The sequence below is a fragment of the Pajaroellobacter abortibovis genome (genome assembly GCF_001931505.1).
In the GTDB taxonomy this organism is placed as follows: domain Bacteria; phylum Myxococcota_A; class Polyangia; order Polyangiales; family Polyangiaceae; genus Pajaroellobacter; species Pajaroellobacter abortibovis.
The window spans coordinates 1261121-1285577 of sequence record NZ_CP016908.1 but is presented as its reverse complement, the minus strand read 5'-3'; the positions used below and the strand labels follow the sequence as shown (position 1 = coordinate 1285577).

The 24457-nt window shown below is 48.2% G+C and carries 26 protein-coding genes and 2 tRNA genes; 19 read left to right on the top strand and 9 right to left on the bottom strand.

The window, feature by feature from the left end; translation table 11 throughout:
• Window positions 1-24 precede the first annotated feature (24 nt).
• The 5 genes from BCY86_RS06415 to BCY86_RS06395 are packed head-to-tail and all read right to left on the bottom strand — an operon-like array spanning window position 25 to window position 4200.
• Entirely contained in the window at window positions 25-1020 is a 996-nt protein-coding gene (locus BCY86_RS06415) for a matrixin family metalloprotease (protein ID WP_075276990.1), read from the bottom strand.
• 9 nt (window positions 1021-1029) lie between these two features.
• Entirely contained in the window at window positions 1030-1968 is a 939-nt protein-coding gene (locus BCY86_RS06410; RefSeq protein ID WP_075276989.1) for a matrixin family metalloprotease, read from the bottom strand.
• A 4-nt stretch (window positions 1969-1972) separates the two neighbouring features.
• Entirely contained in the window at window positions 1973-2617 is a 645-nt protein-coding gene (locus BCY86_RS06405; RefSeq protein ID WP_156865121.1) for a hypothetical protein, read from the bottom strand.
• Between the two features lie 16 nt (window positions 2618-2633).
• Window positions 2634-3557: an NAD(+)/NADH kinase gene (locus BCY86_RS06400; protein ID WP_075276987.1), complete on the bottom strand. Its 924-nt coding sequence runs from the start codon at window positions 3555-3557 to the stop codon at window positions 2634-2636.
• Window positions 3544-4200 carry an NUDIX hydrolase gene (locus BCY86_RS06395; RefSeq protein WP_156865120.1) on the bottom strand — a complete coding sequence of 219 codons (657 nt, stop codon included), beginning with the start codon at window positions 4198-4200 and terminating at the stop codon, window positions 3544-3546. The genes BCY86_RS06400 and BCY86_RS06395 overlap by 14 nt, the downstream gene beginning before the upstream one ends.
• A 136-nt stretch (window positions 4201-4336) precedes the next feature.
• On the opposite strand from BCY86_RS06395, the gene BCY86_RS06390 reads away from it, so the two are divergent.
• Window positions 4337-5713, top strand: coding sequence for a glutamate--cysteine ligase (locus BCY86_RS06390; protein WP_075276986.1), 1377 nt, complete (start codon window positions 4337-4339; stop codon window positions 5711-5713).
• Here the strand turns inward: BCY86_RS06390 and fni are convergent.
• Complete coding sequence (gene fni / locus BCY86_RS06385; RefSeq protein ID WP_075276985.1) at window positions 5706-6779, bottom strand: type 2 isopentenyl-diphosphate Delta-isomerase; 1074 nt, start codon at window positions 6777-6779, stop codon at window positions 5706-5708. The genes BCY86_RS06390 and fni overlap by 8 nt on opposite strands.
• Window positions 6780-6974: 195 nt before the next feature.
• On the opposite strand from fni, the gene mvk reads away from it, so the two are divergent.
• From mvk to BCY86_RS06335, 10 genes are all read left to right on the top strand, one after another.
• Complete coding sequence (gene mvk, locus BCY86_RS06380) at window positions 6975-7946, top strand: mevalonate kinase (protein WP_075276984.1); 972 nt, start codon at window positions 6975-6977, stop codon at window positions 7944-7946.
• Window positions 7876-8955 carry a diphosphomevalonate decarboxylase gene (gene mvaD, locus BCY86_RS06375; RefSeq protein ID WP_083604238.1) on the top strand — a complete coding sequence of 360 codons (1080 nt, stop codon included), beginning with the start codon at window positions 7876-7878 and terminating at the stop codon, window positions 8953-8955. The genes mvk and mvaD overlap by 71 nt, the downstream gene beginning before the upstream one ends.
• On the top strand, window positions 8913-10289 hold the full coding sequence (locus BCY86_RS06370; protein ID WP_275935820.1) for a hydroxymethylglutaryl-CoA reductase, degradative: 1377 nt from the start codon (window positions 8913-8915) through the stop codon (window positions 10287-10289). Before mvaD ends, BCY86_RS06370 begins: the two co-directional genes overlap by 43 nt.
• A 46-nt stretch (window positions 10290-10335) precedes the next feature.
• A tRNA-Leu gene (locus BCY86_RS06365) sits at window positions 10336-10419 on the top strand.
• A 21-nt stretch (window positions 10420-10440) separates the two neighbouring features.
• Entirely contained in the window at window positions 10441-10902 is a 462-nt protein-coding gene (locus tag BCY86_RS06360; RefSeq protein ID WP_245776212.1) for a helix-turn-helix domain-containing protein, read from the top strand.
• Between the two features lie 53 nt (window positions 10903-10955).
• Window positions 10956-11669: a DNA repair protein RecO gene (recO, locus tag BCY86_RS06355; protein WP_075276981.1), complete on the top strand. Its 714-nt coding sequence runs from the start codon at window positions 10956-10958 to the stop codon at window positions 11667-11669.
• Window positions 11666-12019, top strand: a complete 354-nt coding sequence (locus BCY86_RS06350; protein WP_083604237.1) for a gamma-butyrobetaine hydroxylase family protein — start codon at window positions 11666-11668, stop codon at window positions 12017-12019. Before recO ends, BCY86_RS06350 begins: the two co-directional genes overlap by 4 nt.
• Before the next feature lie 39 nt (window positions 12020-12058).
• On the top strand, window positions 12059-13666 hold the full coding sequence (gene murJ / locus BCY86_RS06345; RefSeq protein WP_075276980.1) for a murein biosynthesis integral membrane protein MurJ: 1608 nt from the start codon (window positions 12059-12061) through the stop codon (window positions 13664-13666).
• Window positions 13656-14300, top strand: coding sequence for a ribosome biogenesis GTP-binding protein YihA/YsxC (yihA, locus tag BCY86_RS06340; RefSeq protein ID WP_075276979.1), 645 nt, complete (start codon window positions 13656-13658; stop codon window positions 14298-14300). The genes murJ and yihA overlap by 11 nt, the downstream gene beginning before the upstream one ends.
• Window positions 14301-14423: 123 nt before the next feature.
• Window positions 14424-14495, top strand: a tRNA-Val gene (locus BCY86_RS06335).
• A 389-nt stretch (window positions 14496-14884) separates the two neighbouring features.
• On the opposite strand, the gene BCY86_RS09815 is transcribed toward BCY86_RS06335, so the two are convergent.
• On the bottom strand, window positions 14885-15037 hold the full coding sequence (locus tag BCY86_RS09815) for a hypothetical protein (protein ID WP_156865119.1): 153 nt from the start codon (window positions 15035-15037) through the stop codon (window positions 14885-14887).
• A 410-nt stretch (window positions 15038-15447) separates the two neighbouring features.
• The gene (locus BCY86_RS06330; RefSeq protein WP_075276978.1) at window positions 15448-15633 is read right to left on the bottom strand and encodes a hypothetical protein; all 186 of its coding nucleotides are present in this window, start codon (window positions 15631-15633) and stop codon (window positions 15448-15450) included.
• A gap of 555 nt (window positions 15634-16188) precedes the next feature.
• On the opposite strand from BCY86_RS06330, the gene BCY86_RS06325 reads away from it, so the two are divergent.
• The 8 genes from BCY86_RS06325 to BCY86_RS06290 all read left to right on the top strand — a co-directional run bounded on the left by BCY86_RS06325 (window position 16189) and on the right by BCY86_RS06290 (window position 23049).
• Window positions 16189-17130, top strand: coding sequence for a ribose-phosphate diphosphokinase (locus BCY86_RS06325; RefSeq protein ID WP_075276977.1), 942 nt, complete (start codon window positions 16189-16191; stop codon window positions 17128-17130).
• Window positions 17131-17361: 231 nt separating this feature from the next.
• Window positions 17362-18057, top strand: a complete 696-nt coding sequence (locus tag BCY86_RS06320) for a 50S ribosomal protein L25 (protein WP_083604236.1) — start codon at window positions 17362-17364, stop codon at window positions 18055-18057.
• A gap of 32 nt (window positions 18058-18089) precedes the next feature.
• Window positions 18090-18665 (top strand): aminoacyl-tRNA hydrolase, encoded by a 576-nt coding sequence (gene pth / locus BCY86_RS06315; RefSeq protein ID WP_075276976.1) that lies wholly within the window; start codon window positions 18090-18092, stop codon window positions 18663-18665.
• 241 nt (window positions 18666-18906) lie between these two features.
• Window positions 18907-19461, top strand: a complete 555-nt coding sequence (gene rpsF / locus BCY86_RS06310) for a 30S ribosomal protein S6 (RefSeq protein ID WP_075276975.1) — start codon at window positions 18907-18909, stop codon at window positions 19459-19461.
• Window positions 19462-19526: 65 nt separating this feature from the next.
• Window positions 19527-19811, top strand: a complete 285-nt coding sequence (rpsR, locus tag BCY86_RS06305) for a 30S ribosomal protein S18 (protein ID WP_245776275.1) — start codon at window positions 19527-19529, stop codon at window positions 19809-19811.
• 52 nt (window positions 19812-19863) lie between these two features.
• Window positions 19864-20319: a 50S ribosomal protein L9 gene (rplI, locus tag BCY86_RS06300; RefSeq protein ID WP_075276974.1), complete on the top strand. Its 456-nt coding sequence runs from the start codon at window positions 19864-19866 to the stop codon at window positions 20317-20319.
• A 76-nt stretch (window positions 20320-20395) separates the two neighbouring features.
• Complete coding sequence (gene dnaB / locus BCY86_RS06295) at window positions 20396-21874, top strand: replicative DNA helicase (protein ID WP_245776211.1); 1479 nt, start codon at window positions 20396-20398, stop codon at window positions 21872-21874.
• Between the two features lie 14 nt (window positions 21875-21888).
• Window positions 21889-23049 carry an ArsA family ATPase gene (locus BCY86_RS06290; RefSeq protein ID WP_172824823.1) on the top strand — a complete coding sequence of 387 codons (1161 nt, stop codon included), beginning with the start codon at window positions 21889-21891 and terminating at the stop codon, window positions 23047-23049.
• A 31-nt stretch (window positions 23050-23080) separates the two neighbouring features.
• On the opposite strand, the gene der is transcribed toward BCY86_RS06290, so the two are convergent.
• On the bottom strand, window positions 23081-24442 hold the full coding sequence (der, locus tag BCY86_RS06285) for a ribosome biogenesis GTPase Der (protein ID WP_156865118.1): 1362 nt from the start codon (window positions 24440-24442) through the stop codon (window positions 23081-23083).
• Between the last annotated feature and the right edge of the window lie 15 nt (window positions 24443-24457).

The following is a 24457-nucleotide window of genomic DNA, read 5'->3' as shown; positions in this document are numbered from 1 at the left end:
CAAGTGGTTGGAGGAGTCAGCGGGTCAGTGGCTCCATTTGGAGATGAAGGGAAATAAGGATTTTGAACGATTGGAAGCGCGCCATCGCCGCCAACCGATAAAGCCGATGCCTGAGAAAATCGCCTGTGGTAACCGGGAGGATGCAGCATGGCTACAGTTACATCCTCCTGAGCTATCTTGAACTGCCAGCTTGCATTCGCTTCCAAAGCCATGGGGTGGAGCAGGATTGCAAAATTCAGCAGCGAGAAGCCCCGAAGGAGAAACCTCTTTCGGTACAGAACGGAGTCCAGAGGGAGGATAAAGCGTGCAGATTGCTTTGATGTCATCTGTCTCAAGCGTGTGCATGTCGGTTTTCCCTGGGGGGGCACTTGGGTACATGGTCGCTTCTCGGTCGTCGGAATGTGCGAGGCCAGCGAAATGCCCTATTTCATGGGTGATAACAGTCGCAAAATCGTATTTGTCTGGCGGAATTGGCTCGCCTGCGAAGAGCCTTTCATTAGTGTCGTTCAATTCTATGTCTGCATCCAGCAGTTCTCCATAGGAATTGAATGTGACGGTTGTTAGGCCTAACGTGTTGGTTGAATCAGTGTACGGCCATTCATCTTCTCGAAACACAATTATGTTTTGATTCGGACGCGAATGGTTGTATTGCACTTGATCACATACAACGGGTCCTAGATCGATAAATTGAATCGAGGGGCTAGCTATTTCAAATTTGGATGTGTTGCATTGGACATTGGACCACACAGCGAAAGCGAATTTGACGATGAGTGTTGCCACATTAAGGGGGATGTTCCGACTCGCTTTGTAATTAAGACTGTAACCAACACATTGATTGCGCCACCAAAGAGGATACCCTTGGGTGGAGCAGCCTTGCATGTCAGCTTGATGATTGGGGTTAGGTGGAACGGTTCGCGAGAGACAGAAGGCTTTACTGATTGTGGGGTAGCACCACAACACGATCAGAATAATAGGCAATTGCTTTCGATAACGACAAAGGGAAAAGCTGAGATTGAACATCAGAAAGCTTTAAGAAAGCTGAGTGGAAAATTTCCTTTTGGGGTGAAATCGATAAAGGACGATAAGAGTGCATTCTAGCAATAAAGAAAGCTTTTCAGAAGAATGCGAAGAAGAAGAGTGTTGGCAACTGCATCCACGCACAGGCGGGTCCCCTTTGTCGCAAGTGGTTGAAAAACCGTGGCGAGGGGTGGGATCGCAGGTCTCTGCTTTCAGAACCCCTTTGTCAGCTACCGACATCGGAACAAAACGAAGTCCGGATGGAGGGTAGAGCGCACATATCCCATTCATTTCATCCTGTTTGATAGTTCGCAAGGTAATTGAACCTGTCTTTGCTTCCTCACTCATCACAGTACCTTGCGTATTTGCATGCGACAAACCAAGAAAATGGCCTGTTTCATGTTGGACCACGGTAATGAAATCATAGGCATCTGAAGGGATCTGCTCTGCAGTGGCAAATTTCATGCTTTGATTGAATTCAATATCTGCGTCGAGCAGCATTCCTGTTTTTTGGTCCATGGTGGTGGTAGTCAGGGCCAGTTGATGAGTGGCATCGTGATAGGGCCATACCGTACGGTAAACAATCACATTTTGGTTGGGCCCTCGTTCATTGTATTGGACGCAGTCGCATTCAACAGGTCCTAAATTAATAAAGTGAATCGATGGATGTAGGTTTTTCTCACCGTGGCACTGGACAACTTCCCACTTTTTAAATGCATCTTCGAAGATTTTTGTATCTTGGACAGCATTATGATGGAGGCTATACCCTACACATTCGTTTGGCCACCAGACCCGAATCCCGTCCTCCCAGCATCCGTCTTGGAGTCTGTAAGTGGGAAGAGGATTTTTGGTGGTTTGGATGCAGAAAGCTTTGCTTGTTCCAGGAAACAGAGAGAACAGTACACCAAGGAATCCAACGTGGATCCAACTTTGTTTTCGGATTTGTTCCATAAACTTAGCGGGTTGAAGAGGTTGAGATTGTAATCTTATGAAGACGATGCCAATCTTTCTGTAGCTGTAAGAATAAGGAATCGGCTACCGAACGCCCTTCTAACTGTTGAGTAGCTGGGATGACAGACATATTGGATTGACCACTTAATCCTGAAGAGGGGGGAACAAGAGCGAACAGAAGATCCACATCACCTGTCTTCAAAACGCGCTCCTTACCTTTTGGCATGATGTGGTAAGTGCCTTGTGCTCGTTCTTTTGACCACCAAATACAAGGCTGATGTGAGTCGCGGGTGAGAAAAACAAGTGCGTTCTCCTGTAAAACGAAGGTGGCCTCTCCTGGTACGTTTTGTCGCAGATCGCCCATTTCCCCTCCACGTGTCTTGATAGTCAGCTTATTTCCTTCTTTTAAGTTATCACTGATAGGCTTAACAACAACAACTTCGTTTAAAGTAGAGAGATAGCCTTTTTCTTGTATGCAGCTCTTCTTCTCCACAAAAACCATAGCTATTGCTTCTGACGTTCTAACAAGCTCTGGGTAAGAGATAGCAATTGCTGTTCCTGCGTGAGCCTGTTGGTAAAGTAAAAAGAAGAAACAAAGGAAGAAGACAGGGGGCAAAATCATGATGTGAAGATTCAAAATTTGCTTCATTGAGGATGGCCTTATATCATAAAGGATGGGTTTTGTTATCTCGTGTAATCGGAATCGGCCCGAGGATGGTCAATGGTTCGGGGGAAAGCGATAAAGCGATAGCATCCCCTATGGTGGTGTCGAAGGCAACGTGGTGTCCATCAATAAAGATCTTCCCTTGCTTCATTTCATTGAGGATCAGGAGCTCTTCGTCTTCGCTAAAAAGGCCAGTCCGCATAGTGAAAGAGCCTCCTAAAGGGGTATAAGGTTCACGAACAACATACTGTAACTGAGGGGAAGTGAGGGGGAGGATCTGCCCCCCTGCGCTTTTTTGAGCTGCTGTTGAACCTGCAGCAGGGCCTACCCATAGACCGCTGGATCGCTGTTCTTCTTCTTGGACGATCTGTTTCTGATGGAGCGTTCGGAGGAGATAATGAGAGGTCGCTGCTGGGCATGCATGACAGAAGAGCAGCTCATTGAGGACTCTTCGATGAATGCATTGATCATTCAGGGACACACTCATGCGCGTGAGTCGCACTTGGGGGAGGGAACCTGTCAAGGCAGCATGGATTGTCTGAGAGAGCGTCCCTTTCCGTCCAGCGCAGAAAAAACCGACTGAATACGTGGGAGCGCTGTTGATGCCGAGGACTACAGCATGCGGACCGATCACGTGAGAGGCAGCGAGGAGCGTCCCATCGCCGCCAACTGTAATGTACAGGTCAAATGTGTTTTCGTCGAGAGAACTTGAGCTCTCAAAGATTTGGAAAGAGACGTTCTCTTTCTTCAATGCGTCGAGTACCTCTTGAATCGTTCCCTGGTGCTCTTCATGAGCTGAGCACATGGAGCGTACTATGGGATCATCCCTTTCGATCAAATCCTGCACGTGTGGATCATGCTCTTGTTCTACGTGGAGGTAATATTCTGATCGCTTGAGGATCACTGCAACTTTATAGGATCGCATCGTTGTCTTTGAGACGTCGGAGACCGAGTTCGGTCTTGGCATCTTGGAGGTAGGCTTGACGGCAGTATTCGAGCGCTTCTTCTAAGGAGACTTCACAAACCATTCCGTGTCTTTCAAGAGGGCCACCATCTCCTGAAGGGGTGTATGCTGTAGGTCTCTCTTTAATAGAGGCGTGGAAGAATAAAAGGCGTTCTGCAATCATCCCTGCGGACGGCAGTGTCCACGGGCCAAGCTCTTGAAAGTCGTCGGGATGCAAGTGGATCCCCACTTCTTCGGACGTCTCCCGTACTGCAGTATCTCGCGGATTTTCTCCTGGTTCAATGAGTCCTGCAGGTATTTCCCAGAGAAGTCCAGAGAAGCGAGGAGGAGAAGGACGCATAGCGAGAGCAGGGCGCAGACAGGAGCGGAGGATCACGTAGCGTTTTTGATCTCGTATGAAATGGAGAACAAGAGCGACAGCGTCCAGCGCTTTTCGAGTCACGATGTCGTAAGTGAATGGTTCGCTCAACTCGTGGGGTGAAGACCGGACCTGCAACTGGGTGCGTTGAATGGTCAAAAATCCTTCTGTTGAGTGAGGGGGAGAGGAGGAGGTCACATCCAATGAGATGAATGGAACAGGAGGAAAGGATGTAGGAGTGAGCAACGTAAAAAAATACAAGAGAGAATGACAAGAAGATAATACAACTCTTTTTTTTGTTAAATTAGTGTTTATTGGTAGTAAACATCAACTGATTTTTTATTTGCATGGTGATGATGCAAGGAAGCGTAGAAGTGTACTGATGGCAAATGTCTCTTCCAATGGCGATCAATTAATCCGTACCTACGAAGATCTACTTCGTGTGTTTGAAGAGGCACAGGATCCAAATCGTCAGTATATCGGGATTGAAGTCGAAAAATGGGCCATTTTTGTGAATACAGGGGGGCCTCTCCCTTATCGAGGGGCGGCCAGTATTTTGACGATTTTTGAAGTATTGCAAGCGGAGTATGGATGGCAGCCGATCTACGAAGTCGAAGGGGGCCCTCTGATCGCTTTAAAGAGAGGGGATGCATACATCACGCTGGAACCGGGTGCACAATTGGAATGGAGTGGGGCTGCTTGCTGCGGTCTCCATCAAGTCGCTGAAGAGATGCGAGTCCATATGAGGGAGTTGGAGCCGATCTCAAGCAAGATGGGGATTGCTTGGCTTAGCCTTGGATTCCATCCCTTTGCAGAGAGAGAGCAACTTGGATGGGCTCCTAAGATGAGGTATGAAGTCATGCGCAATTACTTGCCCACCCGCGGCAAGCACGGGCTTGACATGATGTTGCGCACATGTGCAGTGCAAGCCAATTACGACTATCGCAATGAAGAAGATGCCATGCGCAAGCTGCGGTTGGCGTTGAAGTTGGCCCCGCTTATTAGTGCTATTTTTGCTAATAGTCCGTGGGTGGAAGGGGAAGCATGGGGGGGAATGTCTCTAAGGTCGAAAGTCTGGTTGGATGTGGATTGTGCCCGGACGGGGCTGATCCCTCAGGTGTGGGATCCACGCTCTCGATGGATGGATTACGTACAATGGGCTCTCGATGTACCTATGTTTATGTTTATCCGAAACGGCAAACAAGTAAACAATGCCGGTCAAACCTTCAGAAATTTTTGGAAGGATGGTTGGCAGGGGCATCGGCCTGTCTGTGCGGACTGGATTGCTCACCTCAATACCTTGTTCCCTGAAGTCCGCCTCAAAAGGACTCTTGAGGTGCGATCGGCTGATGCGCAAGCAGGTCGCTACACATGCGCTTTGCCTGCCTTATGGACGGGTATTCTGTATGATCCGCGTGCATTTGAAGAAATAGAGGAATGGTGTGCGGATTGGACGTTGGAAGAAGTGGACCAAATGCGGAGGAAGGTTGGCGAAGAGGGCTTGCAGCAGCTATTTCGCGGTCGGCCGCTTTACCAGTGGGCAGAAAAATTGGTTTATGTTGCACAAGAAGGGCTTGCGCGCCGTGGTCAACACAATGCAGAGGGAAATGATGAGCGTGTCTATTTAAAGGGGATTTCCGAATTGGTTTCGCGGGGTCTCACGCCAGCTCAGGAAATGATGGCTTTCGTTAACAGCGCCTCTTCGTTCCGAGAAGCTGTTTTAACCTGTGCAGATGTTCACGAGCGCCTTGCTAGATAATTCTGTGAGATTGCTCGCGCCACAGGTGCAGCTCGTTCCCTACAATGAAGCGGGTCTTTTGCAGTTGAGTTAAGTTGCGACTCCCCGTGAGCATCATGAGCGCTCGCATTTGAGCTTCTACATTATCCAAGAAGGCAATCACCTGTTCACGCCCTCCTGCATGCAAAGCTTTAAGAATAGGACGTGCAATCCCAACCAAGTTGGCTCCTAATACGATCGCTTTGGTCGCGTTAACTCCGTCAAAAATTCCTCCTGTCGCGATTAAAGTCTTAAACTTAAGGGGAGCGAGGATGAGGACGTTGGCTGCGGTTGGAATACCCCAGTCCCATAAAGCCTCACCGAGAAGACTTTGTGTCAGATCGGCTTTTTTTTGAGCTCGTTTGGTCTCCACTCCTACCCAGGAAGTCCCTCCAGCGCCCGAAATGTCAAGGTGCTGAACCCCTACCTCTTTCGCTCGGGTGGCTACTTCTGAAGAGATTCCACACCCTGTTTCTTTGAGGATGATCGGGACGGGAAAAGAAGCGCACAGGCGCTGAAGGGTAGAGAGCCCCCCTCGAAAGTCCCGATCTCCATGAGATTGAATCAATTCCATGGCAGGATTGAGATGAACGCACAGTGCATCGACAGCCGTTTCTTTAACTAATTTCTCAAGTGTAGGAGTAGATATATCGCGCGCCTGGATAAGTCCGATATTTCCAAAGGCAAGAGTTGTAGGGGCCACATCTCGAATCCAGTACGTTGCTTTCGCTTCTTCGTTGATTAACATCGCCCGCTGGCTCCCTAGGCCAAAGGCATAGTTTCTCTCTTCAGCGATGGAGGCGAGGGTTTTGTTGATGTGTGAGGCCTCTTCTGTTCCTCCTGTCATGGAGGCGATCAATAAAGGGGCGCGTAGCTGTTTACCGAATACAGTACAGGAAAGGTCGATTTCATCCATGTGAAGTTCAGGAAGGGCGTTATGAATCAACCGAACATTTTCAAAGAGTGTAGTGGTTGTTCGAAAGTTAACCTCTTCATTTGAGCAGAGAGAAAGGTGGTCAATCTTTCGCTGTTCTAATTGGGTATCCATGGAGAATGTTTCCTTACCGTTTGATAATGCTGTAGGTATATTGACGAATATAACGTTCTTTTACTATTTGAACCCTGGCTTTTGGTGGATAGGGGTGATCTCTATTTGTCGTGAATGCTGGAGTAGACGTTCAGTCGATCTGTATCTTTCAATGCTACATCACAATACGGTTAAAGTAAGCTTAGATCCGAGAAAATGCGCAGTGTACCAAACCTTGCCTATGGGAAAGTGATTTTAGTCGGTGAGCACGCTGTAGTTTATGGAATTCCCGCGATTGCATTGGGGATCGAGCGAGGGGTTCGGGCTTGGCTTTCCCCTTCTACTTTTTCTTGCTCGGAGCTTGTGATCAAGGAATGGGGGGTTCATGTCTGCAATCATGAACAGGAAGAAAGTGATATTGGACGGGCTTTTCGCTCTCTTCTCAAGGCTGGTGGAAATGCAGAAAGGTGGGGTAAAGTCTCTGGGGTGGATACTGTTCGGGTTGAGGTGGAATCGGATTTATCGCCTGGGGTAGGATTGGGTTGCTCCGCAGCGTTGGGTGTTGCAATTGCGCGCGCTCTGGACCCGAAAGCAACTGCTGAAGCTGTCATTGAGCGGGCGATGCAATGGGAGAAGGTTTTCCATGGGAGCCCCTCCGGTATCGATACGACGATCGCAGCCCATGGAGGGTGTATCTTTTTTAAAAAAGGGAAAGGGATGGTAAGGATCAAAAGCAGACTTAAGTTTCTGCTCTGTGTAGCGTATTCGGGGAGTGCGTCGAGCACGCGTGTTATGGTGGAACAAGTAGCTCAGCTTCTTGAAAATCACCGACCGCATGTAGAAGCTCTCTTCAATCGTATTCGGAGAATTGTATCGTTGACCCGAAAAGCACTTGAGAGCGAGGAATATCAGAAAGTAGGAGATCTGATGGATGACAACCAAGCATGCCTCGACTCTCTCTCTCTCTCGACCCCTGCTCTAGGCCAGCTCTGTCAACTTGCAAAGCGGGCAGGGGCTTGGGGGGCGAAGCTGACAGGTGCCGGAGGAGGAGGATGTGTCATTGCTCTTGTGGGGGGAGAAGAAGTTGCAGAAAGAGTAATTCAGTCCTGGAAAGAACATGGCTACTCTGGATTTATCGTCAGAAACGGCATCCGGGATCAATTGTTTCCCCGACAAGCGACGGGGTGAGGTAGGATCGGAAGCCATGGCAGTTGCGATCGCTCACCCGAATATTGCCCTTTCCAAATATTGGGGAAAATGGCCTGGGCCTGGAAATTATCCAGCGGTGCCCAGCCTCTCAGTCACTCTGAAGGGAATGAAAACAGAAACCGAAGTCTGCTTTCGTGAGGAGTTGTCCTGCGATCGCTTGGTATTGGCAGGGGAAGAACTCTCCGGAATTCCGTTGGAGCGTGTGAAAGAGCTTTTGAATCGCGTTCGTGCTGTATCGGGAGAGAATCGTTTTGCGGAAGTCAGAACGAACAATGATTTTCCTACGGGTAGTGGGCTTGCTTCAAGTGCTTCTGGATTTGCTGCGCTCGCGTTGGCTGCTGCGCATGCGGCGGGTCTATCCTATACGCGTGAGTGGGTTGGGGATCTGGCTCGTCAGAGTTCAGTGAGTGCGGCGCGTAGTATCATTGGTGGATTTGTAGAACTTACTGCAGGCCCTCCTTCCGCTGAGAGAGAGGGGGAAGAGGGCCTATTAGCTGCGATCCAAGTGGCCCCTCCAGATTATCTGGATCTGTATATGCTTGTCTGTGTCGTTACAGAAGCTCCTAAGCTGATCTCTTCTACGGAAGGGATGCGGGTGACTGCATCCAAAAGCCCATTTTATCGAGCTTGGCTTGAAGTTGCTCCTGCTCTTCATGAGCGCATCCACCGTGCTCTGCTTGCCTGCGACATATGTCAACTGGGAGAAGCTGTAGAAACCAGTGCTCTTGCGATGCATGCATCTGCCTTGGCTGCTGGGATTTTTTATTGGTCTCCTGTCACTTTTTCTGTACTCGAGGCGGTGCGCAGCCTTCGTGAGAAAGGATGGCTAGCGTATGCGACTATCGATGCAGGCCCTCACGTTAAAGTGCTCACAGGCTCCAAACATCTTTCTTTCGTGAAGCAATCTCTCGAAGCTCTACATGGGGTGCAGAGGGTGCTAGAAACTTGTCCTGGGGAAGGGGCTCAATTGGTCTCTCCCCTTATTTAACTAATCCTGAGGTTTCTCTGATGTCTGCAAAGCGCATTTCTCGTTCTCCTGGGTTTTATAAGAAAATGATCTCCGAACGCCGTGACCTGGTGGGGCAAATGGCTTGCTGCGACTTGGCCCCAGCGGCCTTTTCTCTTGATAAAGGGGGTCTTGAGGTGGAGATAGCAGATAAGTTGGTGGAGAATGTGATCGGGCTCTACGCGTTACCTTATGGGGTTACGCTTAACATGTGTGTGAATGGCCAGGACTATGTGGTTCCGATGGTTGTTGAGGAACCTGGTGTCATCGCGGCTGCATCCAGTGCTGCGAAAATTGTACGGCAGGGAGGTGGATTTAATGTGGAAGCAGACCCCTCTTTGATGGTGGGTCAGATTCAATTGACAGGCATTGCCGATCTCGAGGGTGCCGTATATCGTCTGTGTCAACACCAGGCGGAGATTTTGAAGCGCGCTTCTGGTTCGGTTGCTGGGCTTGTTGCGCGAGGAGGGGGGCCTCGAAGCATGGAGGTTAGGATCCTTGATCCCCAGGAGGGGATAATAGTAGTCCATCTGGTGATGGATTGTCTCAACGCGATGGGGGCGAATCTGGTGAATACGGCTGCTGAGGCTGTTGCGGAACGACTTGCCGAGATCGCACATGGAAGAGTTGGGCTGAGGATATTAAGCAACTTATGCGATCAACGCTGTGTGCGTGTTCGCTGTCGCATCCCTTCGGCAGCGATGGCAGTAGAGGGGAAAACAGGGGATGAAGTGGTGGAAGCGATTGTTAAAGCTTCCCGTTTTGCAGAGCTCGATCCTTACCGCGCGGCTACTCACAACAAAGGGGTGATGAACGGGATAGATGCTGTCGTCATCGCTACTGGAAATGACTGGCGTGCAGTCGAAGCGGGAGCACATGCATTTGCAGCTCGTCATGGGAAGTACGCGCCTCTTTCGCGATGGATAAGAGAAGGTGGAGAGCTTGTCGGTTTTCTTGAGCTTCCTCTTGCTGTAGGCACGACTGGAGGGACGTTGCGTGTACATCCGATTGCTCGCCTCTCGCTCGAAATGTTAGGCATTCAAAGCGCATCTGAGCTCGCGGGAATCGCTGCTTCAGTTGGGCTCGCTTCGAATCTGGCAGCTCTTCGTGCGCTTGCTACTGATGGAATTCAGCGGGGACATATGGGGTTCCATGCTCGAGCTGTTGCAGTCGCTGCGGGGGCGGTAGAGAAAGAGGTGGAACAGGTTGCAGCTGAGATTGTGAAAAGACATACCATTACGTTAGCGGAGGCACAACAAGTGCTCTCCTCTTTGCGCGATTGCACCTTTGGGGGGACGGGCGACAAATCTCCTTGACTTGTAGGCGTTCCTGGGCTCGGATGATGCCTAGAAATGGATGCGAGCGAAGGTGGCGGAATTGGTAGACGCACTAGCTTGAGGTGCTAGCGCTTTGACCGGCGTGGGGGTTCGAGTCCCCCTCTTCGCACAGGTGTTTAGAGGTGAATTGGTGAGTTCGCAGTCCCTGGGAAGTTTTTTGAAGCAACATCGCACTGCTAAGCAAATGCATATCGTGGAAGTTGCTCGACTAACCCGTATCCCTCTTCATTTCCTGGAGGCAATTGAAAATGACCATTTCAATGAGCTTCCAGGAGAGGTGTTTGTTCGAGGTTTCTTGAAGGTATACGCTTCTGCCGTGGGGCTTTCCCCCTCAGAGATTGTGGAGCGTTATACAGAGGGAAGGCCGATCGTTTGTTTGACCCCTCTGCCAGTGGTGGCACCCTTTCAATCTCAGGGGGAAGAACACAATCGCCGTTTTGGGCTCGCGATTGCTTTTGTGCTCCTTCTGACTTTGTTTGTCCTTGCGCTTTCCATCGTTCTCAAACCGCGTGGATACGATATGCCTGTTGAGCTTTCCTACCATCTTGAGAATAGCGGTTGGATTGTATCCCGTGAGCTCGGGTGGGGTTAAGCGGATACGGGATCAACTTCTGCTCAAGGAAAGCGGGGCGGAAAGAAGGAGACATGTTGGCAGACCAGTTTTTGACTCCAGCCTTGCTACTTCGCCGTTTGGAGCATGGAGAAAATGGTCTGATGGTTACCTTCTTCACTCAGAAAGAGGGGCGAATTAGCGTATTGGTCCCTGGAGGGAGGAAGAGTATCAAGCGCTACGGGGGTGTTTTAGAAGCTTTTCACACCTTAGAGATTCTAGTGAAACAGAAGGGACCTTCTACGGATTCCCTAATGCTTTTAGGGGAGGCCTCCCTTTTGCGAGCCAGGAGTGGTATTTTATCTCATCTCAGTGCATTACAAGCAGGAGGGACTGCATTGAGATGGATTCGTTGCTTATCCCCTTTTCATCTTCCAGACCCTATTATTTGGAATCTTCTCGAAGAATGGCTCGATACACTTGATAAGCCTTCTTCTTCCCCATTTCTGGAGTTAGTTCATTTGATGTTTCGTTTATTAGTCCATACAGGATACCGACTGGAGCTCGAGCGTTGTGTTCGATGTCAAAAACCATGTGGTCCTGCAAAAAAGGCTACGGTTGATGTCATTAAGGGGGGACTTCTCTGCACCTCATGTGGGGGAGGAGGACGTCTCATGGAGAGCTCCACTCGGATGGCATGTATTCAACTTCAGTTAGGTCAGCATCTCGAGCTTTCTCCCGGGCAGATCGACGAACTGCTCAACCTAATTTATGCTGTTTTTAAAGCTCATATGGGGCTATCGTTATGATAGGAATGGGAACCCCTCGCTGTTTTAAATGTAAAACAGTCTACTCCCCCAAAGGGGGGCGTTTTACTGAGATCGAGTGGGGGGATGGCCATCGAGGAATCTATCCTCATACGATTTTACGGGGCTGTTGTCCATGTGCGGGATGTCAAGGTCATTCCGGTACGATCAAGTTTGTACCCCCTTCTGATTTTCAATGCGAGCTGATGCGCATTGAAGTGATTGGCAATTATGCTTTGCTGCTGGAGTGGGTGGATGGGCATGGGAGTGGGATCTACTCTTTCCCCTATTTGCGGACTCTCTGTCAGTGCCCTCCTTGCAAAGAACAAGGAGCAAGAACCAGGACCGAGTGAAGGGTCTTGTCCGGAGGAGTTTGCCCTTAAGAGTGCGTCATGACGGATAAAAATCGTGCTGAAGTTTTGAAGGGGGCAGGTATTCTCAGTGTAGGGACATTGCTTTCCCGCGTGTTGGGTCTTGGACGGGATATTGCACTAGCGGCTCTCTTTCGTCGTCAAGATACGGATATTTTTTTTGTCGCTTTTACGATCCCTAATACATTTCGTCAGTTGTTGGGGGAAGGGGCGATGTCCAGTGCGGTTGTCCCTCTGCTAGCTCAAAAGATGACTCGGGAAGGAGAGCATGCTACGCGTTTCGTCTATGCTCGATTTAAGGGTTTTTTCATCTTTGCATTGGCTGTGACAACGGCGGGAGGGATGCTTTTCGCGGAGCCTCTTTGTGAGCTTTTTGCTTCTGGTTATCATGACTACGGATCCCAATTCGAGCGCACTGTCACGATGACTCGATTTGTTTTTCCCTATCTTTTTTTGATGGGTATTAGCTTGTTGGATGCATCGGCCCTCCAGGTGAAACGCTCTTTTATAGCCTCTGCATTGGCCCCTTCTTGGCTCAACATATCGTTTCTGTTGACGGCATTTTTGCTTCCTCCTTGGCTTCATGCGAGAGGGTTGGATCCGGCTTATGCAATGGGAACTGGCGCTCTTTTGGGGGGAGTTCTTCAAGTGGTTTGTCAGTGGCCCTCTCTGAGACAGCTTGGCTTTTGGGTGAAGCCTGTGCTCGATTTTCGGGAGCCCACAATTGCTCTTTTTTTTCGACGGATAGGACCGATGTTGATTGGCGTTGGAGTGTATTACGTCGATGTCCTATTCTCACGTCGATTTTTGTCAGAGCTTGGGATTGGAGCTCCAAGCTATTTTATGTGGGCGATGCGAATTTGCGATCTGCCTCAAGCTGTGTTTGGTATGGCTCTGACAAGTGCCTCTCTTCCAATGATGGCAACGTTGGTGAGTTCAGGCCAATTATCTCAGCTCGTTCATCTCTTTTCTTCGAATCTGCGTCTCGTCCTTTCTGTGGCTATCCCTGCTAGTGTGATGCTGGTCGTTCTCGCAGAGCCTTTTACAGCAGCCCTTTTTCAGAGAGGGCAATTCGATCAGGTGGCTATGCACGAGACAGCACGGGCACTTGCATGGCAGGGAGGGGGACTTTGGATGGTTGTGGTGGTGCGGCAGGTGATCCCTTTATTCCACGCCCTTGAAGACACGAAAACACCTATTTTGATCAGTGCTCTTGATTTTCTTGTTTTTTTTGGATTAGCAAGTCTTCTCAAAGGGCCCATGGGGCACTGCGGTGTCAGTGCAGCAGTAGTTGGTGCCAGCCTCTTTCAGATGGTTTTTCTTTGCCTGTGTTTGGGGGTTCGATTTAAACAATTTCCGTGGAAAGAGGTGATACATTCAGCGCTCCGCATTCTCCAAGCTTCTGCTGTAGCCGGAGGAGGAGCGTGGGGGATCTGTTGTTGGGTGAGCGCGAAGATCCCATCGACATGGACAATTCTCCATGCTATAATAGGTGTTGGTCTGTTTGGCCTTCTCTTTTTGGGAGCTTGCTGGTTGCTCGGTGTTTCAGAACTGACTCCGGTGGCCAGGATGCTTATGCGCCGAATTCCTTTCCTATCAATCCGCTCTTCTCCGTTTCATGATCGTTAAAAAAGCGGTTTTTCTGGCAGGTGTTGCTTCCCCTAAAGATCTTCTCCCTCCTATGGAGGATGAGGTTGCGTTTGCAGGTCGGTCCAATGTGGGGAAGTCAAGCTTGCTCAATAGAATGATGGAACGCAAAGATTTGGCTCGAGTGAGCAAGAAACCTGGCTGTACTCGCCACATCCACTTCTTTGCAGTTCAGAGGCAGGACGGAGATGCGGTTCGGTTTGTCGATCTGCCCGGTTATGGATATGCCCATGTTTCCAAAACAGAAAAAGCCACATGGGGTCCGCTGCTTGAGTCGTATCTCTCTTCCAGGGCCAATTTGCGCGCTCTTATTTTATTGGTTGATGTGCGTCGAGGGATCAAAGAGGAAGAAGAAGCGCTGATTTCATTTATTCAAGAAGCGCGCGAACCGGGACTACCCCCCATTGCCCTGATCCCTGTTGCGACGAAATTGGATAAACTCGCATTCGCAAAGCGCAAGCTTGCTATGCGAGTGCTTTACAAGCAGTTCCCACAAAAATGGGTGGGGATTAGCTCTATCAGTGGAGAGGGGCAGGATCTGCTCTGGCAGCGCATTCAAACATCGCTGTCTGGTACCACTGCATCTACAGTAAGGATGGGTTCATCTATTTATTAGTTCCATATCCTGATTGCTTGGACACAACAAGTGGATGGAATTTGTATTCTTGTCTGAAGGGGTGGAATCCTGTGTTCTCATCTTGCTATCAGAGAGGAGATGCGCTAATAAAAAAGACTGTTAGGGCACATAACTCAGCGGTAGAGTGCGACCTTCACACGGTCGAAGTCACAGGTTCGATACCTGTTGTGCCCACAAAAGCTTTTTGGTTCGGCTCTTTGCTTATGTTACTATTACCTCTTCATATTCAATGTGCTTGCTCCTCATGCATTTTAAAAAAGTAAGTAAGCATAGCCTGAGCGCAAGAGGCATCCAGAGGTTGAGACGGATTTAACAAAAAATTGTGCCTACATGATAAATACACATGGTATCTTAGGTAAAAATCGAATGGCTTAAAGTCAAGCAGAAGAGTACACCCCCTTCATTACAGAATACGATGAATTCTGTGTTTTAATGATTTTTGCTGAAGGATTCGTCAAAAAGTATAGTAGGTGTATCGATGGTAATGGCTTTTTGTATCCGTCTGTAGAGCTGGCTGATGTCGGTACAAGCGAGTATTCGCTTTTTGAGTGGAGTAGGAATTTCTAACCCTCTCGCTTGACAGTTAAGAAGATAGCTTGTGCTCCTTCATAGAGTACTCCTTCTGCTTTTCCTTGAGTTTTGCCAGAAGCTTTGCCATGTTGAAAGATTTTTTTGGCGAATGGGGTGGTGATGTAATCGCCCATGCTTGCTAACATTTCTTCTTGTTCCTCCATACACTCCGCAGGTGCAGAGGAAGGGCTAGAAATAATGTTTCAATACAATCATCTTGCTTTGTGATATCTAGCTGCCTGAGAAGTATATAAGCGTCAAGAGCACAGGTAAGGCTCTAAGCAGAGTCGGAATCTTCAGTGGAGGAGGACCCATCTAAAGGCTTAGGTCTTATGATGGCATGGAATACAGGTTGGAACGATGCGGCGGATGAGATTTTGAATCTAGCGTAGAACTTCCTCATCTAACGCAAAGATAACCAGACAGATTTTACATCCAAGGCGTTTCTGTAGGTGAAGCAAATAGATAGGCCAGCTCGTTGCTTTCTGCGAGTCTGCTGTGCGCAAAATTTTTGTGACGATCACTAGAAGTAGCTCCCCTTTTTCATTTTGGAGGGTCAGGATGAGAGCTGCATGTAATTCACGGGGGGAACTTGTGTAAGTATATCCGAGTCCTGGACAACGCGAGCCTGCGGAGGGATCTGAAAGGGGAATTGCTGCTGGGGATATCCCAGCACGAGCACGACTTGAGGGTGTAAACGCAATAAAGCCACTAGTGCTTCGTGCTCACTGCTCACAGACATGGATTACTTTACTTATCTTTTTTTTCTGCGTTTCGAAAAGAGAAATAAAGTAAGCAAAAGCTATCCATAAAGATAAGTGAAATTCAGAACTTAGGAATTGATTCGTGGTTTTCTATAGAAAAGTCACTTTTTATTTCATACTGCTTGTAGTTCCTTGTTATTGCTGGGATGATCAATATATCCGTTGTGGGATGTAGTTACCCTGTGATGAGCTTGTCCACAATAGTGTTTACGCTCGAGAATTTACTCGGTAGTCTCTTTCTTGCGAACATGTTTTTTTAGAGGATGATTTGGTAATCATGCAGAATTGGCTCAGTGCTCGCGTTAAATGGCTGGACAAAAAGCCAATCTAGAGCATCTATGATCAGTTTCTGGTCGATTCAATCCCTTGTTAAGGGAATAGAGAGAAAGCGGAAAAACTACCTTGTAAATGGTATTCTGATCTAGCGTCGTGGAAGTTCTGAGAAGGTGGTTGACGTCTTGCTGTTTTCTTCAGTAAAGCGGCGTTCTGGATATCTTGCTGCTGGTAGTCTCCTTAGAATTAGGAAATGAGCTGTGAAAAAAATTAGCCTGTTTGCTGGTCAAGCTAACCAGCCTCTCGCGGAGGCTATCGCTCGCTATCTTCAAATGTCCTTGTCTCCACTGCGGATCCATCGTTTTAGCGATGGGGAATATTTCTGCGAAATAGGAGAAAATGTTCGTGGGGTAGATGCCTATATTATCCAACCCACTTGCAGTCCTGTAAACGATCATATCATGGAATTCCTGATCATTGCTGATGCGTTGAGACGTGCTTCAGCTGGATCCATTACAGCAGTGATTCCATACTATGGATATGCAAGGCAAGATCGCAAGGTGGCTCCTCGTACTCCTATTACTTCCAAACTGATTGCTGATTTGATCCAAACCGCAGGAGTCTCTCGTGTCGTTTCTATGGACTTGCATGCGGGTCAGATCCAAGGTTTTTTTAATATTCCCTTTGATCATCTGTATGCGATGCCTGCTTTTTTACAGGATTATCTCTATCAGAAATTCGATTCAACAGCTGTGTTTGTCTCGCCTGATGCGGGAGGAGTGGAGCGCGCTCGGGCTTACTCCAAACGACTTAACGCGCAGTTGGCGATTATTGATAAACGGCGTGAGCGAGCGAATGTGAGTGAGGTGGTGCACTTGATTGGCGATGTGCAAGGTCGAACTTGTGTCATTGTTGATGATATGATCGATACGGCAGGTACCTTGTGCAATGCAGCTCAAGCACTTGTGGATCATGGTGCGACAAGTGTGGTAGTAGTTGCTACCCATGGGGTTTTGTCAGGCCCTGCGATCGAACGGATTGATTGCTCTCCATTGGATGAGGTAGTGGTGACGAATACGATTCCATTATCAAGCAGTGCGCAAGCTTGTAAGAAAATGAAACAAGTGGACATCGCTCCTTTGCTAGGGGAAGCAATCAAGAGGATTCATCAGTTTGATTCTGTGAGTTCTTTATTCGAATGAAGTGATCGAAATGGCTGAGTTATCCAGCGAGACAGGCTTGCATGACAAGAAGAATAAATGAAGATGCTGATCGATAGAAAAGAAGAAAATGAGAATTTTTTTTAGAGAAAAAAAAAGAATTTCTGGTAAGGAAATGTTTTTTCTTTTGGAACAAGATTTTGCTCTCACGGTGGACACCCTTTGAAGAAAGGGGTAGTTTGTCTATAGCTGCCAACGTAGAACGAGGAGTCTATGAACTCAACTGTGGCCCGTCTTTCTGACTCAATTATATCTCTTCCTGTCATGCTGCGCTCTACAAAAGGGAAGGAGCATGCCCGTAGGCTACGCGCTCAACAACAGATCCCAGCCATTGCTTATGGGAAAGGGCTTTCCCCCACGTGTCTTGCTGTCTCTCCGAAGGACATGCTCCATATCTTGAAGAGCGAGCGCGGGATGAATACGGTGATTCGCTTGCTGCTTGAAGGGGCTGAGGAATTGATTGTGATGATCCGTGACTACAGTTATCATCCTGTTTCTCGGATGCTAGAGCATGTCGATTTCGTACAAGTTCGTCTGGATGAGCCAGTAGATGTGGAGCTTCCTCTTATTCCTGTGGGCAAGGCGTATGGAGTAACGATGGGAGGGGTCGTTCACCAAGTGTATCGCTATTTACCAGCACGCTGTTTTCCTGCTCAAATCCCGCCATGTTTGCATGTCGATATCTCTGCTCTTAATTTGAATGAGCATATCTCAACAAAGGACTTAGAATTAGAAGGCGACATTATGATTCGGTTGCCTGCGGATCAGACAATTATTGCTATCATTCCTCCAACGCGCAATCAGGTTGGTGAGTTTGAAGTCCCAGGAGCTCCTGCTGGAGAGGTGGCTGCAAAAGGGGGAGAGAGCAAGGATAGTAAGGCTGTTGTTGCAAAAGAGAAAAAGAAATGATTGCTCTTTTTCTCTACCATTAGAATGGAAGAATGCAGCGATTTTTGATTGTTGGCCTTGGCAATCCAGGCCCTTCTTATGTTCACACGCGTCACAATTTTGGATTTCAGGCAGTTGATTTCTTCTGCCGTGAAACGAATTTTGCTCCGTATCAGCATAAATTTAATGGTGATTGGGCAAAGCAGACGTGGCAGGGGAAGGAGCTCGCTGTCTTAAGGCCAATGACGTTTATGAATCTCTCGGGTGAAAGCGTGGGGGCTGCTATCAGGTTTTTAAAGTTGCGGCCTCGTTGTTTGCTTGTGCTTCATGATGATTTGGATATCCCTTTTGGTGAAATTCGGATCAAGGATGGAGGGGGGCATGCTGGACATAAAGGAATTCAGAGTCTGATCCAACATCTTGGTTCCTCTGATTTTGCACGTATTCGTTTAGGGATCGGTCGACCACCTGCTGGCTTCTCTGGTTCTCTGGCAGATTTCGTGCTGCAGTCATTTGGGGGGGAGGAGAGGCAGCGCATCCCAGCTATCCTGGAGCAGGTAATGCAGCGGATGTGCGGAATGTTAGAGAACGGTGCCGAGGAAGGCCTTTTCAAACAGGAAACTCGGTGAACGCGCTGCGGCGCACGCAAGCTACGGGAAAACATCTGCGTATTAGATGTCTCTTGAGATTTATAGCTTCGTATGGTAAAAGCAACCTTTCTATCCTTTTAGGATGAAAAGCCGATGCCTTGCTCTCAGATGCTCTTCCTTCCCAAAGTCGAATTCATTCATTTGTGAAGTATGAAACAACTGTGGGCGTTATAGAGCGGAAGTTTGATCATTGCGCTCTTTTGCCGAAAGGAGAGTCTGGATGAATTCTGTTGTTGACCCCATTCATAATTCTCACCGCTTATCTCTGAAGGAATATGAAACAATCTATGTGCTCCGTCCTGATGTCGATGCAGATACGGTGGAGAAAGTCCAAAGTCGCGTTACAGATATGATAGGTCTGCATCACGGTAGGATCATCAAGGTTGAGGCGTGGGGACGTCGCAAGTTGGCCTATCCAGTCCAGAAACAAAAGCGTGGTGTGTATATTTATGTTCGATATGTAGGGCAGGGTCCTGTTGTACAAGAGCTCGAGCACCATTTTAAACTTCAAGAGGTTGTCATGAAATTTCAGACGATCCGGTTGAAGGAAAAAGTGAAAGAGGTAGAGCTGCAGATTGATCCTGAAGAAATCAAATTGCGTCGTCTTGAACTCCCTCCTGAGGAAGAAGAGAAAGAATCGAGGGAGAAAGCACTTGGTCTTTTGGGGAATGTCAGCACTGGAAGTAGCCGTTGGAAATCGAGAGAAATGCGGAATCAGGATGATGAGAGCGACGATGAAGAGCGGGAAGAGGAAATGGAAGAAATTGTGGAATAATGTCGGCTCTGTAAAAAGTGAGCTCATTTAGAACAAAGGGTATACAAATGAACATGGATGAAGAAATGGATGTGGGGCGTGTGCCTGACTTGAGTGGAGACATGCTGGGTCGTCGGCGTAACGGTAAAAAAAGAGTGTGCAAATATTGCTCTGATAAAAGTGCCTTGATTGATTACAAGGATCCGCAAGCATTAAGGTATTTTATTTCCGAGCGTGGAAAAGTGATTCCTAGACGGATCAACGGCAACTGTGCGCTTCACCAACGCAAAGTGACGTTGGCGATCAAACGCGCCCGCAATATTGCGTTGCTTCCATTTACTGTCTCTCAGTGGAGGCAAATAACTGGCTAAGTTAGGCTGCCCTAGGGAGTAGCTTGCTGTTGCAATTTGAGGAGGACAAAGCATGGCCTCGATGATTCAAGTGGTGATGCAAGAAAATTTTGGAAAAGTGTGGAAATCGGGAGATGTTGTGAAGGTCCGCCCTGGCTTTGCTCGCAATTATCTGATTCCGCGAAAGCTCGCTGTATTAGCCACGGAAGGGGCTATTCATCGAATTGAGCATGAAAAAGCGGTTGCCCTGGCACGCCAGGAAAAGATCAGGCAGCAAGCGATAGCACTGGCAGAAAAAATAGTTGGTTTCAACATTCGTCTTGCGCGACAGGTTGGGGAAGACAGCAAGCTGTTTGGTTCTATTACAAATAAGGATGTTGAGGTAGCTCTTAAACATCATGGATTCTTAATCGACAAGAAGAAGATCCATATTGAAGAGCCGATCCGCTCTCTCGGTCTGCATGTGGTTCGGTTAAAACTTCATACGGAAGTGATCGTGCCTCTTCAGATCGAAGTAGTTGCTAAGTAATTTAGAAATTCTTGTAGATGTGGTGATTCGCCTCGATTGGGAAACTAGTCGGGGCGTTTGTACTTGAGGCTATGTGGTGGAAAAAGTTCGCTCTGCAGAACATCGGTTGGTAGTCAATATTCCGAGTGTGGAAGGTCGGATCCCTCCACATGATCTGGAAGTTGAAGCGGCTGTTCTTTCTGCCATTATGATCGACAGTTCGACACTGGATAAATTGCTCGAATTCCTCAAAGCAGAGCACTTCTATTCGGAGGCTCACAGGCGTATTTTTGAAGCTTGTGTAGAGCTTAAATCGGTGGGGCAGCCTGTGGATGTTGTGCAAGTGGGTAGCTGGTTGAAAAGCAGAAACCGGATCCAGCAGATCGGGGGGATGGCTTATCTCACCGAGGTGCTGAATGCTGCTCCTGTTTTGGTGAATGCTGCTTCTTACGCGCAGACGATTTATGAGAAATGGCGGATCCGGCAGCTGATTATGACTTGCCAACGAGTGGCTGCTCAGGGTTATTTGGACTATGGAGATTCTCAGAGCTTTATTGATCAAGCCGAGCAAGCGGTCTATGAGATTGCGCGCACTCAACGTGCGAATCAAGTAGAGAAACTACTTGATGTTATGAAGCGGACTTTTAAACAAATTTCAGATGCGTCTGCTCGAGGGGAGCGCATTACAGGGCTCGCAACCGGATTCGACCGTTATGATCGCCTGACTGCAGGTCTTCATCAGGGCGACTTAACGATCCTTGCTGCTCGTCCTGGAATGGGAAAAACAAGCCTTGCTCTCAATATCGGTGTGAACGTTGCCCGTCCTCGTTTTTATGAGGATCCTCACACCCAGCAGCGATGGGAAGAGCCAGGATGGGGGGTTCTTGTTTTTTCTCTGGAGATGCCTAGAGAACAAATTGCAAACCGTATGCTCTGTTCTGAAGCGAGAGTGAATGTTTCTAAACTTCGTGCGGGTGGACAGACGCGTGAAGATTGGAACCGGTTGACACAAGCTGCAGCGGAATTGGGTCGTCTTCCGATTTGGGTGGATGATACACCGACGTTGAGCCTTCTTGAGTTACGGGCAAAGGTCCGTCGCTTGCAAGCTGAATATGATAAAATGGATGAAAGTGGTAAGCGGATCCAGCGAATTGGGCTGGTCATTGTTGACTATCTCCAGCTGATGAAGGGACGTGATGGAATTAACTCGCGCGAGCAGGAGATCAGTGAGATTTCAAGAGGTCTTAAAGCTCTGGCAAAAGAATTAAGCCTTCCTGTGATCGCTCTTTCCCAGCTCAATCGGGCAGTTGAGACACGAAGTGAAAAGTCAAAACGCCCTCAAATCTCTGATTTGCGTGAGTCGGGGGCTATCGAACAAGATGCTGACAATATCTGTTTTATTTACCGGGAAGACTACTATAATAAAGAAACGAATGCGGTCCGATCGATTGCTGAACTCATTATTGCTAAGCAAAGGAATGGTCCTACGGGGTTTGTCAAAGTCCGTTTCGATAGAGAATATGCCCGTTTTGATAATCTTGCGGAAGGGGAAGATATGAATGAGTTGAGAGGGTGAAGGGGGTAAACAATTTGAATGTTTCGCCGATTGCACATCTTTTGGAGACTCGTCGCGTATTGATTACAGGAGGATGTGGGGGTGTCGGTAAAACGACGATAGCGGCTGCGTTGGGAGTGGCTGCTGCACTGCGAGGGCGGCATGTTCTATGTATGACGATCGATCCTGCAAAGCGGCTTGCCCAGAGTCTCGGTATTGCAGTTTCGACAGAACCGGTCAAAATTAAAGAGCATCTCTTTCAGGAAGCTGGGTTGAACGTGCGAGGGAGTTTAACTGCAATGATGTTGGATACCAAACGCACGTTTGATGAAATGGTGGTGCAGTTCGCAAAAAATCCTGAGTATGCGCGTGCCCTCCTCAAAAATAAACTGTATCAGTATGTTTCTACTTCGCTGGCGGGCACTCATGAGTATATGGCAGTCCAAAAATTGGCTTCTTTAATGAACGACTCTCGCTACGATTTGATCATTGTGGATACACCTCCAACTTCCAATGCACTTGAATTTTTAGAAGCTCCACAACGTCTTATTGAGGCCTTCGAATCACCTGCCATACGTTGGTTTATCGATGCGTGGCAACCTTCCAAAACCTTATCTTTTGATTTGCTAGCTCGGTCTGCCGCAGCGATGTGCAAGGTGATGGCCTCGGTGATCGGAAAAGGATTTCTTGCTTCTATAGGGGAATTCTTATCATACTCTCGCTATTTATTTGGTGGGTTTAAGGAACGTGCAGAGATACTCTACCAAACCTTGCACCATCCAGAGGTTGCTTTTCTATTGATTACATCTCCTTCTCCTGCAAGCATTAAAGAAATCCTTTATCTGGAGGAGCGCTTGATCAAACTCAATATCCCCCGTGGCGCATTTGTGATTAATCGCTTTCACCCACTTTTCACCGATGAGCCTTGGTGCGAAGTCATTAAAAATGTAGAAGGATGGAATCGAAAAGAAAGAGGGATTTCTCTTTCAGACAAGGCTGTGGTTCGACTTAAGCGGGCATATGCGGACGCAAAGCGAATGTCTGAATTGGATGAGCGTTGGGTTAAAATGCTTGAAGCAGGGCATGCAATACCGACTCCTATTGTCCGAATTCCTGAACTCGCTTCCGATGTCAGCGAACTTTCCCTCCTTGCGAGAATGGCTTCTTACCTTGTTCAAGAACCATTGAGTTGTTGATCCCATTGATTGGGAGTTGCAGTAGTGGTTGCTAGGCAGGTTCAGAAGTATTTCGTCTTCCCTTGTAAAAAACCCGGATAGGAGCCCCTTCAAATCCGAATGCTTGCCGTATCTGATTGGTTACAAATCGCTGGTAAGAGAAGTGGATGGCGTAAGGTGCGCTCGCAATAACAATGAAAGTAGGAGGGGCAACCTCGGCTTGTGTAATGTAATAAAGACGTGGTGCTTTCCCTTGGTGGGGAGGGGGGGAACTTTGCTTAAGGACCTTTTCAAAGAAACGATTGAGCATCCCCGTCGATACCCTCTTGTGGAACTCTTGATGGACATGATCAATCTTTTTGAATAGCTGTTTAACACCTTGCCCCGTTCGCGCGCTGATAAATACGGAAGGGATGTAAGGGGCAAATGCTAATTTTTCTTTTGCATTTGAAAAGGCTTTTTGGCGGTTGGACTTTGAGAGCAGATCGCATTTATTAAGAGCCAGTACGACAGCGCGTCCGCGCTCGAGTGCGAGCCCTAGAATTTTTGCATCCTGCTCATACGTCCCTTCAAATGCATCACACAAAAGGACGACAAGATGGGCATGTTGCAAATTATGGATGGCGCGTGAAACGCTTAGCGTTTCAATTGGGTCGCTTGTTTTGGTGACTCGGCTTTTTCTCCGAATCCCTGCAGTATCAATGAAGGTGTACGTCTTGCCTCCATAGGTAATGACAGTATCGATAGCATCTCGGGTGGTTCCTGGACGAGGATCGACCAGCATCCTTTCGGTCCCTACAATTTTGTTAATGAGGCTCGATTTTCCTGCATTGGGTCGGCCTGCAAGGACAATTCGGGGGGGGGCAGGAGAGGAAGAAGATTGATCTTCATGGGAAAGAGGTTCTTGGGATAGGAGAGAAGCAAGGGCTGCTTCTAACTCTCCAATGCCGCGCCCATGGAGAGCGCTGATGGGGTGAACCTGTTTGACGCCGAGCCGATAGAGCATCAAGGCATTGGCTTCGTCTTTAGGTGAGTCTGCTTTGTTCATGACAAACAAAGAGGGCTTGCCGCTGGAGCGTATCCATTGGACAACACTTTGATCGACGTGTGTCAGTTCTGTTGTAGCCTCCCCTACGAATAAGATTACATGAGCTTCTTGAAAGGTTTGTTCGATATGAAACCGGATTCCAACTTGCCCTTCCTCTCTGCGATCTGGATCATAGCCTCCTGTATCCACGAGGTGATAAGGCCGGCCACAGGAAAAAACGTGAGCGTAATGACGATCGCGTGTTACGCCTGGCTTGTTGTAAGTAAGGGCGAGGTTCTTTTTAGCAAGCCTATTAAAGAGCGTGCTTTTCCCAACATTGGGACGTCCTATAATGGCTACGACAGGAGCAGTAAACAGGGGCATCATACTATTCACTTGTGT

Bases quoted from the DNA above. Each gene is read 5' to 3' on its own strand.
- BCY86_RS06415 (WP_075276990.1), bottom strand. From the start codon at position 1,020: ATGTTCAATCTCAGCTTTTCCCTTTGTCGTTATCGAAAGCAATTGCCT.
- BCY86_RS06410 (WP_075276989.1), bottom strand. From the start codon at position 1,968: ATGGAACAAATCCGAAAACAAAGTTGGATCCACGTTGGATTCCTTGGT.
- BCY86_RS06405 (WP_156865121.1), bottom strand. From the start codon at position 2,617: ATGAAGCAAATTTTGAATCTTCACATCATGATTTTGCCCCCTGTCTTC.
- BCY86_RS06400 (WP_075276987.1), bottom strand. From the start codon at position 3,557: ATGCGATCCTATAAAGTTGCAGTGATCCTCAAGCGATCAGAATATTAC.
- BCY86_RS06390 (WP_075276986.1), top strand. From the start codon at position 4,337: ATGGCAAATGTCTCTTCCAATGGCGATCAATTAATCCGTACCTACGAA.
- fni (WP_075276985.1), bottom strand. From the start codon at position 6,779: ATGGATACCCAATTAGAACAGCGAAAGATTGACCACCTTTCTCTCTGC.
- mvk (WP_075276984.1), top strand. From the start codon at position 6,975: ATGCGCAGTGTACCAAACCTTGCCTATGGGAAAGTGATTTTAGTCGGT.
- mvaD (WP_083604238.1), top strand. From the start codon at position 7,876: ATGGCTACTCTGGATTTATCGTCAGAAACGGCATCCGGGATCAATTGT.
- recO (WP_075276981.1), top strand. From the start codon at position 10,956: ATGTTGGCAGACCAGTTTTTGACTCCAGCCTTGCTACTTCGCCGTTTG.
- BCY86_RS06350 (WP_083604237.1), top strand. From the start codon at position 11,666: ATGATAGGAATGGGAACCCCTCGCTGTTTTAAATGTAAAACAGTCTAC.
- murJ (WP_075276980.1), top strand. From the start codon at position 12,059: ATGACGGATAAAAATCGTGCTGAAGTTTTGAAGGGGGCAGGTATTCTC.
- yihA (WP_075276979.1), top strand. From the start codon at position 13,656: ATGATCGTTAAAAAAGCGGTTTTTCTGGCAGGTGTTGCTTCCCCTAAA.
- BCY86_RS09815 (WP_156865119.1), bottom strand. From the start codon at position 15,037: ATGTTAGCAAGCATGGGCGATTACATCACCACCCCATTCGCCAAAAAA.
- BCY86_RS06330 (WP_075276978.1), bottom strand. From the start codon at position 15,633: ATGTCTGTGAGCAGTGAGCACGAAGCACTAGTGGCTTTATTGCGTTTA.
- BCY86_RS06320 (WP_083604236.1), top strand. From the start codon at position 17,362: ATGAACTCAACTGTGGCCCGTCTTTCTGACTCAATTATATCTCTTCCT.
- pth (WP_075276976.1), top strand. From the start codon at position 18,090: ATGCAGCGATTTTTGATTGTTGGCCTTGGCAATCCAGGCCCTTCTTAT.
- rpsF (WP_075276975.1), top strand. From the start codon at position 18,907: ATGAATTCTGTTGTTGACCCCATTCATAATTCTCACCGCTTATCTCTG.
- rpsR (WP_245776275.1), top strand. From the start codon at position 19,527: ATGGATGTGGGGCGTGTGCCTGACTTGAGTGGAGACATGCTGGGTCGT.
- rplI (WP_075276974.1), top strand. From the start codon at position 19,864: ATGGCCTCGATGATTCAAGTGGTGATGCAAGAAAATTTTGGAAAAGTG.
- der (WP_156865118.1), bottom strand. From the start codon at position 24,442: ATGATGCCCCTGTTTACTGCTCCTGTCGTAGCCATTATAGGACGTCCC.